Origin of the sequence: Nocardioides sp. Soil777, assembly GCF_001428425.1 — a bacterium.
GTDB lineage: Bacteria > Actinomycetota > Actinomycetes > Propionibacteriales > Nocardioidaceae > Nocardioides > Nocardioides terrigena.
In genome coordinates, this window is the sequence record NZ_LMSN01000001.1 from 686,735 (window position 1) to 700,372 (window position 13,638).

The 13,638-nt window shown below is 72.8% G+C and carries 15 protein-coding genes; 8 read left to right on the plus strand and 7 right to left on the minus strand.

The genetic code is table 11. The annotated features are described in order from the left end of the window. Positions 1-21: 21 nt before the first annotated feature. Positions 22-1,164, plus strand: a complete 1,143-nt coding sequence (locus ASG88_RS03380; RefSeq protein ID WP_056885941.1) for a hypothetical protein — start codon at positions 22-24, stop codon at positions 1,162-1,164. Beyond that, entirely contained in the window at positions 1,152-1,598 is a 447-nt protein-coding gene (locus tag ASG88_RS03385) for a CBS domain-containing protein (protein WP_157559528.1), read from the plus strand. The genes ASG88_RS03380 and ASG88_RS03385 overlap by 13 nt, the downstream gene beginning before the upstream one ends. A gap of 71 nt (positions 1,599-1,669) precedes the next feature. Here ASG88_RS03385 and ASG88_RS03390 read toward each other — a convergent pair whose 3' ends face one another. The 3 genes from ASG88_RS03390 to ASG88_RS03400 all read right to left on the minus strand — a co-directional run bounded on the left by ASG88_RS03390 (position 1,670) and on the right by ASG88_RS03400 (position 3,804). Continuing rightward, positions 1,670-2,476, minus strand: a complete 807-nt coding sequence (locus tag ASG88_RS03390; RefSeq protein ID WP_056885943.1) for a thioesterase family protein — start codon at positions 2,474-2,476, stop codon at positions 1,670-1,672. A gap of 88 nt (positions 2,477-2,564) precedes the next feature. Next, on the minus strand, positions 2,565-2,834 hold the full coding sequence (locus ASG88_RS03395; RefSeq protein WP_056885944.1) for a hypothetical protein: 270 nt from the start codon (positions 2,832-2,834) through the stop codon (positions 2,565-2,567). 100 nt (positions 2,835-2,934) lie between these two features. Next, positions 2,935-3,804: a LysR family transcriptional regulator gene (locus ASG88_RS03400; RefSeq protein WP_056886062.1), complete on the minus strand. Its 870-nt coding sequence runs from the start codon at positions 3,802-3,804 to the stop codon at positions 2,935-2,937. An 84-nt stretch (positions 3,805-3,888) separates the two neighbouring features. On the opposite strand from ASG88_RS03400, the gene ASG88_RS03405 reads away from it, so the two are divergent. Beyond that, positions 3,889-5,127, plus strand: a complete 1,239-nt coding sequence (locus tag ASG88_RS03405) for an MFS transporter (RefSeq protein WP_056885945.1) — start codon at positions 3,889-3,891, stop codon at positions 5,125-5,127. Between the two features lie 2 nt (positions 5,128-5,129). Here the strand turns inward: ASG88_RS03405 and ASG88_RS03410 are convergent, their stop codons facing one another. Continuing rightward, complete coding sequence (locus tag ASG88_RS03410) at positions 5,130-5,420, minus strand: glutaredoxin domain-containing protein (protein ID WP_056885946.1); 291 nt, start codon at positions 5,418-5,420, stop codon at positions 5,130-5,132. A 93-nt stretch (positions 5,421-5,513) separates the two neighbouring features. Between ASG88_RS03410 and ASG88_RS03415 the strand changes: the two genes are divergently transcribed. Together ASG88_RS03415 and ASG88_RS03420 are read left to right on the plus strand one after the other, a co-directional pair. Further along, the gene (locus ASG88_RS03415; protein WP_056885947.1) at positions 5,514-5,696 is read left to right on the plus strand and encodes a hypothetical protein; all 183 of its coding nucleotides are present in this window, start codon (positions 5,514-5,516) and stop codon (positions 5,694-5,696) included. A 55-nt stretch (positions 5,697-5,751) separates the two neighbouring features. Continuing rightward, on the plus strand, positions 5,752-6,174 hold the full coding sequence (locus ASG88_RS03420; protein WP_235534705.1) for an HNH endonuclease: 423 nt from the start codon (positions 5,752-5,754) through the stop codon (positions 6,172-6,174). 46 nt (positions 6,175-6,220) lie between these two features. Here the strand turns inward: ASG88_RS03420 and ASG88_RS03425 are convergent, their stop codons facing one another. Together ASG88_RS03425 and ychF are read right to left on the minus strand one after the other, a co-directional pair. Continuing rightward, on the minus strand, positions 6,221-7,588 hold the full coding sequence (locus ASG88_RS03425) for a wax ester/triacylglycerol synthase family O-acyltransferase (RefSeq protein WP_056885948.1): 1,368 nt from the start codon (positions 7,586-7,588) through the stop codon (positions 6,221-6,223). 61 nt (positions 7,589-7,649) lie between these two features. Next, positions 7,650-8,726, minus strand: coding sequence for a redox-regulated ATPase YchF (gene ychF, locus ASG88_RS03430; protein WP_056885949.1), 1,077 nt, complete (start codon positions 8,724-8,726; stop codon positions 7,650-7,652). A 117-nt stretch (positions 8,727-8,843) separates the two neighbouring features. On the opposite strand from ychF, the gene ASG88_RS03435 reads away from it, so the two are divergent. From ASG88_RS03435 to ASG88_RS03445, 3 genes are all read left to right on the plus strand, one after another. After that, positions 8,844-10,445, plus strand: a complete 1,602-nt coding sequence (locus tag ASG88_RS03435; RefSeq protein WP_056885950.1) for an FG-GAP-like repeat-containing protein — start codon at positions 8,844-8,846, stop codon at positions 10,443-10,445. A gap of 73 nt (positions 10,446-10,518) precedes the next feature. Further along, positions 10,519-11,058: a PH domain-containing protein gene (locus ASG88_RS03440; protein ID WP_056885951.1), complete on the plus strand. Its 540-nt coding sequence runs from the start codon at positions 10,519-10,521 to the stop codon at positions 11,056-11,058. Next, positions 11,055-12,617 carry a PH domain-containing protein gene (locus ASG88_RS03445; protein ID WP_056885952.1) on the plus strand — a complete coding sequence of 521 codons (1,563 nt, stop codon included), beginning with the start codon at positions 11,055-11,057 and terminating at the stop codon, positions 12,615-12,617. The genes ASG88_RS03440 and ASG88_RS03445 overlap by 4 nt, the downstream gene beginning before the upstream one ends. Before the next feature lie 70 nt (positions 12,618-12,687). On the opposite strand, the gene ASG88_RS03450 is transcribed toward ASG88_RS03445, so the two are convergent. Further along, entirely contained in the window at positions 12,688-13,503 is an 816-nt protein-coding gene (locus ASG88_RS03450) for a M57 family metalloprotease (RefSeq protein ID WP_157559529.1), read from the minus strand. Between the last annotated feature and the right edge of the window lie 135 nt (positions 13,504-13,638).

Below are 13,638 nucleotides of genomic sequence, written 5' to 3' on the forward strand. Positions count from 1 at the left end.
GCTCGCGATTACGGTGGGGGCATGCGCGAAGCCGGTGAGTCCTCTCCCCCGCCCGGACACGAGGAGACCCGCCCCCACGTCGAGGGCGTGCACCTGCAGCGCACCGACGACAACGTCCGCGAGATCGCGGCCCTGGCCGCCGTGCTCGGTGAGCCGGCGGGACTGGACGGCCTGCTGTCCGACCTGAAGTACCGCCTCCGGCCCGCGCGGGTGCTGCCGCGGCTCCTCGGCCGCGCGGTCCGCCGGGCCTGGGCGTGGGACGCGTACGACGAGCGCGACGAGAACTGGTACCCGCAGGGCATCTCCACGAGCGCGGACTCCTCCGACACCGAGGTCGTCGGACCCGACGGTCGACGGGTGCTCGTCACCACCTGGTACTCCACGGGCAAGGACGGCATCAAGCGCGGCTCGCGGGTCACGTTCATCGACCTCGACACACTCGAGTACCGCCACGTCCTGCTGGTGGTCCCCGTCTTCGACAAGGCCGGGGTCCTGCAGCTGCGCCCGATGAACATCCACGCCGGCGGGATCGTGTGGGCGGGGCCGTGGCTGCACATCGCGGCCACCAGCCGTGGGTTCGTCACGGCGCGGGTCGACGACATCATGCGGGTCGCCGGGGACGACGACCACCCGGACGAGATCGGCGTCTCGGGCACCCGGGTGGCGTCCTTCGGGCACCGCTACGTGCTGCCGGTGCGGGCGACGTACCAGGCCTTCACCGACGAGGGCCACGACAAGCTGCGCTACTCCTTCCTGTCGCTCGACCGGCGCTCCGACCCGCCCGCGCTGGTGGCGGGCGAGTACGCGCTCGACCCCGACGCGAGCACCCGGCTGGCGCGCTACCCGCTCGACCCGGCCACCTGGCAGCTCGAGACCGGCGAGGACGGCATCTCCCGCCCGCTCGCCATCGACGAGGGCGGCGTGCGGCAGATGCAGGGCGCGGTCCTGGCGGGCGGTCGCTACCACGTGACTGTCTCGCGCGGGCGCTGGATGCCGGGGACGGTGGCGGCCGGGCAGCCCGGCTCGATGCGGGTCCGGCGCTGGGCAGTGCCGATGGGACCCGAGGACCTGTCCTACTGGCCCTCCACCGACCGCATCTGGACGGTCACCGAGCACCCGCGCCGGCGCTGGATCATCTCGATGGACCGCCGGTGGTTCGATTGACGCGCGACCCGCGGACCGTCGCGGCCGCGATGGTGACCGCGCCGTGGACGCACGGCTGCGACCTGACCGTCGCAGGCGCGCGCGAGGCGTTCACCGACGCGCACGTCCACATGCTCCTGCTCACCGACGGCGGCGTGCTGCGGGGGACGCTGCTGCGCGACGACCTGGCGGGGGCGACGGACCCGGGGGGTCCGGCCCTCGACCTGGCGCCGCTCGCCGGCCGGACGGTCTCCCCCGACAGCCCGGTCGAGGAGGCCCTCGCGCTCATGCGTGAGCAGGGGACGCGACGGCTGGCCGTCGTCGACGCCGGCGGCCACCTGCGCGGTCTGCTGTGCCTCAAGCGGACCCTCGACGGGTTCTGCAGCGACGCCGACGTCCGGGCCCGGGCCCTCGAGCACGGCGGGCTGCACCAGATCGGGCAGACCGGCGGCTGAAGTCCGTCCGGCGGACCGTCCGTCCGGCGGGCCGACCGTCCGGCGGGACGGCCGTCCGCGGGCCGGCCCGGTCAGGCCGGACGCGGGAAGCGTGCGAGCTGGCGGCTCTGGGCGACGAGGCGGCCCGCGGAGTCCCAGACCTCGCAGTCCTCCTCGAACATCCCGCCGGCGACGTTGCGGGTGCGGTGCGACACCTTCAGCCAGCCCGGCGCGGGGACGGCGCGCACGTGGGCCGTCAGCTCGACGGTGGGCGCCCACCCCATGTGGCCGAGGTCGAAGGTCACCGGGGGCAGCGCGTCGAGGACCATCAGCAGCTGGAGCGGATCGGGGTCGCGGCCGTCGGCCAGCCGGAACCACGCCTGCAGCAGGCCGCGTCCGCTCGGCCGGCCGAGCGCCCAGCCGACGCACGCCGGGTCGAAGCGCATGTCGAAGCGCTCCATCAGCGGCGGGGTCCGCGACGATCCCGCCGGGGCGTCGGAGGTCGCGAAGCACTCCTCGAGGGGCGGCAGGTCGGGCTCGACCGCCGTGGTGCGCACGTCGTCCGGCAGCCGGGACAGGTCGCCGTACGTCGCGAGCGCGGTGATGCGGGTGTCCTCGCCCTGGCTGAGCTCGGCGGCCACCGTCGCGGTGCTGCCGCCGTCACGGACGACGCGGGTGCGGACCGTGGCCGACCCGGGCCGCGAGGCGGAGACGTAGTAGGCGCTCACCGCGAACGGGTCCGGCTTGTCGGGGACGGTCTCGGCGATCGCGCGACCGATCACGCCCAGCAGGTAGCCACCGTTGACCGCCCCGCCGACCACCCAGCCCGGGTCGAGCCCGGCCGACCAGCCGTCGGGCGTGGCCTCGACGGCGGTGTGTGCGTCCCACTCGTGTCCCATGGGCGGCAGTCTTCCAGCCGCCCGGTGGTCGCCCGGGGCGCCGTCCCGAGGAGGCGCGCCCGAGCCGTCCCGCCGGGTCGGGACCCGGTCAGGCGGCGCGCAGCGTGGTGACGCGCCGGACGAGGCGGCGCAGCGGGGTGTCGCGCTCGACGGACACGCGTCCGCCGGTGGCGTCGAGGCCGAAGAGCGGCAGCAGGTCCTGGCGGCCCTCGCGCTCGGCCATGATCATGATGGCGTCGCGGTCGTAGTCACCGGCCAGCTCGGCGGCGGTGGTCAGGTCGTCGTTCGAGACGGCGGTGTTGACGGCGTCGACGTACGACGCGTGCAGGGCGTTGAGCTCGTCGATCAGGCGGGTCATCGGGATCCTCTTCTCGTGGTCGTACCTCCAGTGTGCGGACTGGATTGGAACGATCCAAGTCCCGGGCCGTGTGACCTTGGACGCCTCCCGCGAGGTCGGCTCAGGCCGCTCCGCCCGTGATGGAGGAGCGCAGCCGCTCGGCGGCCGGGGGCAGCCGGCGGTCCAGGCGCCAGGTCAGCCCGATGGTCCGGTGGGCGCCGGGCGCCCCGGTGATCTGGACGCCCGCCGTCCCCGACACCCCGGCCAGCGCCTCCGGCACGATCGCCACCCCCAGGCCGGCCGCGACCAGCCCCTCGATGGTGCCGAGGTCCTGGCTCTCGAAGGACACCGGCATCGTCACCGACGCCTCGCGCAGCAGGTCGTCCACGAGCGAGCGGGACCCGAAGCCGGGAGGCGTCGTCACCAGCTCCTCGCCGTCGAGCTCGTCGAGGGTCAGCCGGGACCGCCCCGCGAGCCGGTGGGTCGGCGGGACCACGACGACCATGCGCTCCTGCTGCAGCACGTGCCAGCCGCCGCCGGGTGCCGGGTGCGAGGTGACGGCCAGGTCGACGGCCCCGCGAGCCAGGTCGACCTCCATCTCGTGGGCGGGCTCCTGGCTGAGCAGCACCCGGACGGCCGGGGCGGCGGCATGGAAGTCGCGCAGCAGACGCGGCACGAGGGACGTGGCCATCGAGTCGAGGAAGGCGAGCCGGGCCACCCCCGACTCCGGGTCGAGCTCGCCGGCCACGTCGGCGAGCAGCTGGTCGTAGCGCGCGAGCACCTCGCGCGCCCCGTCCACGACCGTGGCCCCGACCGGCGTGGCTCGCACGCCGTCAGACGTCCGGGCGAAGAGCTGGGCGCCGAGCTCGCGCTCCATCCGGGCCAGAGCGCGCGACAGGGTCGGCTGGCTGACGCCGAGGGCCGCGGCAGTGCCGGTGACGTGCTCGTGGTCGGCCACGGCGAGGAGCCACTCGAGGTCCCGGATCTGCATGACGGCATCATACGGCTCGCGCATGAAGTCTCGTCGGAAGCGACATTGGACGTATCACTCCCGTTCGCGCAGACTCGCGGGGTCATGTCCTCCCCCACCACTCCCTCGCCGCCGCCCCTCGTGGACGACGGCCACCTCCCGGGCTCGGCCGGCTACTGGCGGGTGGTGGTGGCGCTCTTCGCGGCGGGGGTGCTGACCTTCGAGCTGCTCTACAGCACCCAGGCGATCCTGCCGGCGCTCGCGACCCGCTTCGAGGTGTCCACGACCGAGGCGACGCTCACCGTCTCGCTGACCACGCTGTCGCTCGGCCTCGCGATGCTGGTCGTGGGCCCACTCTCCGACGTGGTCGGGCGGACCCGTCTCATCCACCTGTCGATGCTGCTCTCCACGCTGTGCGCGATCGGGTGCGCACTGGCGCCGTCGTGGACGGCGTTGCTCGTGCTGCGGTGCCTGATGGGGGTGGCGCTGGCCGGCCTGCCGGCGGCCGCGACGGCGTACCTCCGCGAGGAGCTGCACTCCTCCACCCAGGCCCGCGCCGCCGGGCTCTACATCGGCGGCACTGCCCTGGGTGGGATGACGGGCCGCCTGCTGACGGGGTACGCCGCGGAGCTCGGCGACTGGCGCTGGGCGCTGGCGGCGGCCGCGACGCTCGCGGCCGCCTGCGCCCTCGTCGTACGACGCCTGCTGCCCGACTCGCGGCACTTCGTCGCTGCCCCGACCGGCGTGCGCCCGATGCTGTCCATGGCCCGCCGGGCGGTGAGCGACCCGGCCCTGCTCGGCCTCTACGTCATCGGCGGCTGCGCCTTCGGAGCCATGGTGGCGATGCTCAACGTCATCACCTTCCGCCTCGAGGGGCCGCCCTTCGACCTCGGGCTCGGCGCCGCGAGCCTCGTCTTCCTCGTCTATCCCCTCGGCGCGATCAGCGCGGCCGGGTTCGGTCGGCTGGCTGACCGCTTCGGCCGGCGCGGCGTGCTCCCGGTCGGAGCCGGCGTGGCGGTGTCCGGCGCGCTGCTCACGCTCTCGCCGTCGCTCGTCGTGCTGGTCGCCGGGCTCTCGCTGCTGGCGATCGGCTTCTTCGGCCTGCACGGGGTGGCCAGCGGCTGGGTCCCGGCGCGGGCGCACGCGGGCGGGGTGAGCGCCGGGCAGGCGGCGTCGCTCTACACGTTCACCTACTACCTCGGCGCCGCCGTCTTCGGGAGCCTCGGCGCCCAGGCGTGGACCGGCTTCGGCTGGACCGGGGTGGTCGCCGTGACCGTCACCCTGCTCGTGGTCACCGGCGCGCTCGCGATGCTGCTGCGCACCACCCGCTCACTGGTCGCCTGACGCTAGGGCAGCGCCGCGACCACCGTGCGCGGTGAGGGGTTGGTGTGCGCGATCCCGTCGATGACCACCGTCGGCACGGTCTCGTTGCCGTCGTTGACGCTCCGGACGTACGCCGCCCCGGCCGGGTCGGCCCAGATGTCGACCCACACGGCGTCCGAGCCGCGCCGGCCGAGCACCAGGCGGAGTCGTCGGGTGAAGGGGCAGCCCTTGCGCCAGTAGATGACGACCTTGCCCTCGGCCGCGGCACGAGCGCCCTCGGCGGCCGGGACGGAGACGGGCTTGTGACCGATCATGGCCTCGAGTATCGCGCCTCGCACGCCCCACCCGGCAGGGCCATGGACCGGGCCCCGCGACGGTCCTACCGTGGAGACGAAGGGAGGTCTCCCATGAAGCGCACCTTCGCGTGCCGGATCGGTCTCCACACGTGGCGCGTACGACGCGACCCCGGCGTCGCGCCGTACGTGGCCTGCCGTCGCTGCCACAAGGCCAAGATGGTGGACACGCGGCCCGAGAACATCGCCGGCGCCGGCGCCGACATGCTGTCGCCGTACAAGAAGAAGGACTTCTGACCCGCCGCCGGGTCGTGCGCCGTCGCGGACCGCGCCCGGACGTACGCTCGGTGCCGTGCCGTCCAGGACCAGAGCCGCGACCCATGCGCGCCGCCGCAAGCGCCGGATGGCCCGGGTCGAGCACGACCTGACGGCCGCCCAGTGGGCCGCGCTGCGCGCCGAGTGGGGCGGCTGCGCCTACTGCGGCGCCGACGTCGCGGCCCTCCAGAAGGACACGATGCTCCCGATCTCGCGTGGCGGGCGCTACACCCTGGTCAACGTGGTCCCGGCCTGCGGCTCGTGCAACGCGAGCAAGTGCAACCTCGAGGTCACGACCTGGATGCGCCGCAAGAAGCTGGACGAGCGCGCGTTCCTCGTCCGGCAGGTCGAGGTCGCCCGCGCGGTCCTCGCCGCGGAGACCGTGGCGCCACCCGCGACGGACACCCAGGACTGGACTTCCACGCAGGAGCGCGGAAGCTCGGCCGACACCCACGACTGAGGCTGCACTTCCACGCAGGGGCGTGGACGTGCAGACCGGCGGCCGGTCAGCGGCGGGCGGCCGCCAGCTCGCCGGCGAGGTCGTCGATCTCCGCGTGGAAGGCGTCGAGGATGTGCTCCGGGTCCGGGACGACCGCGGTGTCGGTCTTGAAGCCGACGCGGACCGTCCCGGCGTAGGTGAAGATGCAGGTGCCGAGCGTCTGGTCCCCGGATCCGGGGACCCAGCCCAGCAGGCTGGTGATCCGGGTCCCGGCCAGGTAGCGGGGCTCGCGCGGCCCGGGGACGTTGGTGGTGACCCCGCTGGCCTTCCCGGCGAAGAACGTCACGAGGGCACTGCTCAGCCGCCGGCCGAGGCGGCCGATCCCCTGGATCATCGCGAAGGTGATCACCGGCTCCGGGGAGCGCTTGATGCGGTCCATCCGGCGCTTGGTCTCGGCGAGCCGGTCGCTCGCGGTGACCAGACCGGAGGGCAGCAGCAGGACCACGAGCGCGAAGCGGTTGCCGAGCTCGCGCGGCAGCGGCAGGTGCATCGGGCGCAGGTTGACCGGGACCATGGTCGGGATGTCTACCGGGCGGGCGCCGTGCTCCACCTGGTAGCGCTCGATCGCGCCGGCGAGCGCCGAGACCAGGACGTCGTTGACCGTGGCGTCCGAGCCCTTGGCGATGTCCTTGATCAGCTGCAGGTCGATCGGGTCGGACCAGACGGCCCGCTTGTGGGTCCCGGCGGCACCGGCGAGGGCCGACTCCGGGTTGCGGGTCAGCAGCAGCTTGGAGAGCACACCGGCCCCGCTGACCCCGGTCCGGATCGCAGCGGCGATCCCGGCTCGGACCCGCGCCGGGCGCAGCGCCTCCGTCACCTCGGGGGCGGCACGCCGGGCGGCCTCGATGAGGTCGCCGACCCCGTGGTGCCGCGCCCCGCCACCGTCCGAGCCGTGCTCGTCGGCGTCGGCGGTCGCATCGGTCAGCGACAGCAGCACCTGGGTGAGCGCGATGCCGTCGGCCAGCGCGTGGTGCAGCCGGACGTAGATCGCGGACCCCTCGTCGAGCCCCTCCACCAGGTGGATGTCCCAGAGCGGACGGTCACGCGGCAACGGCGTGGCGAGGAACCCGCCGACGTACTCCTGCAGGGCGGCGGCGTCCCCGGGTGCCGGCAGCCGCACCTCCCGGACATGCTCGCGGAAGTCGAAGTCCGGTACGTCGCGCCAGCGCGCCTTCGTCCAACGCCGCCGCGGCACGGTGGGGCGCCGCGAGAAGACGGGGTAGGCATCGATCAGCCGGTGCTGCACCACCCGGTCGAACCGCTCGCGGTCGACCGGTCCGTCGAGGAACATGACGCACTCGATCACCATCAGGTTCTGGACGCGGTCCATGTTCAGCCAGATGGCGTCGACCGGGTTGACGCGATGCTCTCTCACCCGCCGAGCCTGTCACGAGGGGCAAGACCGGAGGCGATGCGGGTACGGCGCTCGGTCGGGCTCACACGTTGAAGCGGAACTCCACCACGTCACCGTCGACCATGACGTAGTCCTTGCCCTCCATGCGCACCTTGCCGGCCTCCTTGGCCTTCTGCATGGTGCCGAGGGCCATCAGGTCGTCGAAGGACACGATCTCGGCCTTGATGAAGCCCTTCTGGAAGTCGGTGTGGATGACACCGGCCGCCTCGGGAGCCGTCGCGCCCTTGCGGATCGTCCAGGCCCGCGTCTCCTTGGGCCCGGCGGTCAGGTAGGTCTGCAGGCCGAGGGTGTCGAAGCCGACCCGGGCGAGCACGTCGAGGCCGGGCTCGTCGACGCCCATCTCGGCCAGCATCTCGCGGGCCTCCTCGTCGGAGCCGAGCTCGACGAGCTCGGACTCGAACTTGGCGTCGAGGAAGATCGCCTCGGACGGCGCGACGATCTCCTGCATGCGAGCCTTGAGGTCGTCGTCGGCGAGCTCGTCGGCGTCGCAGTTGAAGACGTAGATGAAGGGCTTGGCGGTCAGCAGCGAGAGCTCGCGCAGCAGGTCGCGGTCGAGCTTCGTGTCGATGACCGGGGTGCCGCCCTCGAGCGCGGTCAGCGCCTCGCGCGCGGCGTCGAGGACCGGGGCCTTCGACTTGTCGCCGCGGGCCTCCTTCTCCAGCCGCGGGATCGCCTTCTCCACCGTCTGGACGTCGGCGAGGATCAGCTCGGTCTGGATGGTGCCGATGTCGGAGGCCGGGTTGACCTCGCCGTCGACGTGGGTGACGTCCTCGTCGCGGAAGACCCGGGTCACCTGGCAGATCGCGGCGGACTCGCGGATGTGGGAGAGGAACTTGTTGCCCAGGCCCTCACCCTCCGAGGCGCCGCGGACGATGCCGGCGATGTCGACGAACTCGACCGTCGCGGGCAGGATCTTGGCCGAGCCGAAGACCTCCGCCAGCTTGGGCAGGCGGTCGTCGGGGACCCCGACGACGCCGACGTTGGGCTCGATCGTGGCGAACGGGTAGTTCGCCGCGAGCACGTCGTTCTTGGTCAGGGCGTTGAAGAGCGTCGACTTGCCTGCGTTCGGGAGTCCGACGATGCCGATGGTGAGAGCCACGGGCGGGGAGTCTACGTCCGGGCGGCCCGATCCCCCTGATCCGGGCGGTCGGTTTGGCCGCACCACCACTGCCCTTGTTCACTTGATGTCGTCCCCTCCCCGGCCCTCGAAGGACACATGCCCTCCTGGCTCCGTGAGCTGCTCGTCATGCTGCAATTCCTCAGCCCGACGATGCCCCCCGTACCGGACCTCGTGGTGCCGGCGACGCCGCTCGTGTCGGCGGCGGCCACGACGGGACCGGTCGAGGTCTTCAACGACGGCTTCGACCTGCCGTACGCCGAGCGGTGGCGTCACATGTCGAGCTCCAACGCCGACCGGATCAGCCAGACGACGTACGACGGACGCTCGGCGCTGAGGATGCGCCCCGAGGCCGACCTCGAGGCCCTGTGGTCGGTGCCCTACGAGGTCGGCACGACCTACCGCGTCTCGGCGACGCTGAAGATGCCGAAGCAGACCGGGGTGCACCCGGCCTTCTGGCTGCGCACCGAGGACCCGCAGCGCGTCGGGGAGATCGACGTCGTCGAGAGCTGGGGAGGCAGGCCGCGTTGCGAGCGGGTCCTGGCGGCGTACTACTGGCGCTACTCCCCGCCGGTCGGCGACCAGGCGTGCCTCGGGGACAAGTATCCCGAGGACATGTCGCAGTGGCACGAGTACGCCGCGGAGTTCACCTACATGGGCCCGGGCCAGGACCCGGCCGCCGCGTCGCCCTTCCCCACCCGGTACTTCGTCGACGGCGTCGAGACGTGGTCCACCGACCACGCGCCCGTCTCGCTCGAGAAGATCCGTCTCCAGGTCAAGCGCAACTGTCCGGACGAGGAGCAGCCGAGCTGCGGCCAGACGTCCACCTCGCCGTCCATGTACGTCGACCAGGTGCGCGTGGAGCGGATCGGGCGCCAGTCGGCAGGCACCCCCGCCGACGTGGTCGCCATCCAGGAGGCGGCCACCGGCGGCATCGAGGCCCACGTGCTCGACCCGGCGACGGGTTACGCGACGTTCGCCAACCAGACCGGGCTCCCGCTCGAGGGACAGGGCTGGCGCTACGCCACCGGCGACTTCGACGGCGACCGGGAGACCGACGTGTACGCCGCGCAGCCCACTGGCGGTGGGACCGCCCAGGTCAAGGTCCTGGACGGGTCCGGCTTCCTCCGGCTGTTCCTCAGCCACGCCACGATCGTGCAGCGCGACACCCCGCTCGGGAAGGCACGCTTCGTGGCAGGCGACTACGACGGCGACGGTCGCGACGACTTGTGGGTGGTCTCCGAGGGACGCGACGGCATGCTCACCGTGAGCGTCCTCGACGCCACCACCGGCTTCCAGACGGAGCTGTCGAAGGCAGCCACCGCCGCCCCCGCCCTCGATCCCCGACGGTGGTCGATCACGACGGGTGACTACGACTTCGACGGCCGCGACGACCTCTACCTCGTCGACCTGCAGGCCGACGGGCACACGGCGGTGCACGTGCTCGACGCCGAGACGGGCTTCACGACCTTCCTCGCCCAGACGCTCTCCGCGGCGCCCGCGGTGGACCCCGCCACCTGGTCGGTCGGCACGGCCGACCACAACGGTGACGGCCGCGACGACCTGACCATGGTCAACCGCGCCGGGGCGACCACCGAGGTCCATGCCCTCGACGCGGCCACCGGCTTCGCGTCGTACCTGCTCCAGACGCAGACGGCGCTCCCGCCGTCCACGGACCCCTCGTGGACCATCGCGGACTGATCGTCGTCCAGCAGGAGGCCTTCGCGGCTGCGTCGCACCGACCCGCGGTTCCGGGCCGTGGAAAACTCGGGGCATGACCCAGGCACCGGCCCCGGCCACCCCTCCCGTGCGCGGCGCGGGGACCCTGCGCGAGCCCGCCCACCAGGTGTCCCCGCGCGCGGTGGGCTACTGGCGGGTGGCGGCGCTGATCACCTCGGCGTTCGTCGGGCTGCTGCTCGTGGGTGGGTACGCCGTGTGGTGGCTGACGGTCGGCACGCCGCCGTGGTGGGCGCTCCTGCTCGGCGCCCTCGCCCTCGTCGGCATCGCGACGTACCCCGTCGTGATGCCACCCGTGCGCTACCGCGTGCACCGGTGGGAGGTCACCGACACCGCCATCCACACGCGGGCCGGGTGGATCACCATCAGCTCGCGGATCGCCCCGCTCAGCCGGGTGCAGACGGTCGACTCCCGCCAGGGAGCGTTGATGCGCGTCTTCGGGCTGGCCTCGCTGACCGTCACCACGGCCTCGGCGGCCGGACCGATCACCATCGACTGCCTCGACGCCGCGCAGGCGCGCGAGCTGGTGGCGACCCTCACCGAGATCACCGGCGCCAGCGAGGGCGACGCCACGTGATCCCCGAGGTGGGTCCGGCGGCCGATCCGGGCCTGGACCCCGACCCCACCGAGTGGCAGCGCCTCGACCCCCGCAACCTCCTCCTCGACCCGGTGAAGGCGGTCGGCCAGTTCCTGGTGCCGGCCGTCATCGCCTTCGTCGGTCTCAGCAGCCGCGACGGCGGCATGCCGTGGTGGTCGGTGCCGCTGGTGGTGATCGGTGCCGTCGCCCTCGGCGTGCTCCCCTGGCTGACCACGTCGTGGCGGGTGACCGCGACCCAGTTCCAGAAGCGCACCGGCCTGCTCAACAAGACGACCTCCACCGCCCCGCTCGACCGGGTCCGCAGCGTCGACCTCGAGGCCTCGCTGCTGCACCGGGTCCTGGGGCTGTCCAAGGTGCAGATCGGCACCGGGGTCGACGACGACCGGATCACCCTCGATGCGATCTCCCGCGAGCGAGCGGCCGACCTCCGCGCCCTCCTGCTGGCCCGGCGCGCTGCTCCGGCCGGGCAGGACGCGCCGGACGCGCCGGACGCGGTCGACGGGGAGCCGGCACCGACTCCTCCTCCCCCGGCCCCCGACACCGAGCTGGCGTCGATCGACTGGTCGTGGCTGCGCTTCGCACCCTTCAGCCTGACGCGGCTGGTGCTGCTGGCGGGCCTGGTCGGCGTGCTCGCGCAGTTCGGCGAGGACCTGCCGTTCCTCGATCCGGAGCACCTCAGCGACGGCTGGCAATGGGTGAGGTCCGTCGCACTGTGGCTGCTGCTGCCCTTCGTGCTCCTCGGCGGCCTCCTCACCTGGGTGCTGGTCTCCGTCACCGGCTACGTCGTGCAGTGGTGGAACTTGCGGCTCACCCGGGGCCAGGGGTCGCTGCACCTGACCGCCGGGCTCTTCACGACCCGCTCCATCAGCGTCGAGGAGACCCGGGTGCGAGGTGTCGAGATGCGCGAGCCGCTGCTGCTGCGCGCCGTCGGTGGCGGCGAGCTGTCCACCCTGGCGACCGGGGTCGGCAGCGAGGGCGTCACCCGGATCCTGCCCCCGTGCCCCCGCCAGGTCTGCGTCGACGTCGGTGACGACGTGCTGGCCGAGCCCGGCCGGCTGACGGTCCCGCTCACCGCACACGGCCCGTCGGCCCGCCGCCGGGCGCACGTGGGCCAGGCGCTGGGCGTGGTCGACCTCGCCGTCCTGGCGGTGCTCCCGGTGCTGCTGACCGACGTCTCCTGGCTCGGGTGGTGGCTGCCGGCGGCTGTGCTGGTCGTGGGCCTGCCGTGGGGTGCCGCGGTCGCCGAGGCGTCGTACCGGCACCTCGGCCATGCCCTCGCCCCGGACCCCGCCGCGCCCACCCACCTGGTCGTCGGCCACGCCCAGGCGGCCCGCGTGCGCACGGTGCTGGAGACGGACGGGATCATCGGGTGGGTCGTGACGGAGTCGTGGTTCCAGCGCCGGCTCGGCCTGGTGGACCTCGTCGCGACCACGGCCGCAGGCGCCGAGAAGGTCGTCGTGCACGACGTCCCCCGCGAGCGGGCCGTCCGCCTCGCCGACTCCGCGACGCCGGGCGTGCTGACCGCCTGGACCGCCTGAGCACACGACCGCAGACGCACGAGCGCCCCTCCTGCTCGGGACAGGAGGGGCGCTCGCGGGTCGTGGAGGATCAGGCTCCGTAGAGCGCCACGATCCCCTGACGGTCGGTCGCCGTCATGCTCAGGTTGCTGCTCGTGCCGTTGCACTGGGGGTAGTGCATGATCGACGACGAGTCGTACGGCGTCAGCGGACGCCAGTTGTTGTCCTCGAAGCAGGTGCCGGCCTCGGGGCGGGTGTGCTCGTGACGGAAGCCGAGGGCGTGGCCGAGCTCGTGGGCCATGATGTTGGACGGGGTCCAGGAGCCGGAGTTCATCAGCGACGGGGCGTTGACGAGCACGTTGCGCGAGCGGTCGGCCGTGCTCGGGAAGAACGCCCGGGCGATGTACGACGTGGTGTTGGTCGGCTCCACCGAGAAGAGCACCGCGTTGTTGCGGACCGTGCAGTTGGAGTCGTTGGCCGAGAGGTGCGTGAAGTTGACCTTCGACGAGGCCGCCTCCCACTGGCCGGCGCCGGCCGCCATCGCGTTGACCACGTTGGTGTACTGGCTGCCGAACTTGGTGCTCACGCAGTAGGTGAGGTTCATCGCCTGCGTGGCGGTCCACTTGTCGTCGCGGCCGCTGACGGTGTTGACGACGAGACCGTCCTCGGTGCCCTTCTTGGCACTGCCGACCATCGAGTCGTAGAAGGCCCGGAGGTCACCGGTCGAGGAGACCGGCTCGTCACCGTTGACGATGTACTGCCGGTCAGTGTCCTGGAAGGTCTGCGACTGGAACTCGTTGAAGGTGGGGATGTCGCTGTCGGTGGCCGCGATGGCCGGGGTGGCCAGGGTGGCGGCCAGGACGGCGGCTGAAGCGAGGGCAAGCTGCCCGAGACGGCTGCGCTGCATGGAGGATCTCCTCAGAGGGGGGTGGTGGGCACGCTCCGCCTCGGGGTCCAGCATGTGCACCTGTTTCCCGAGAACAGTGCGTGGAGTGAACCTGCCCCACCACGATCGCCTGTGTAAAGGGCTGCCGACGCAAAA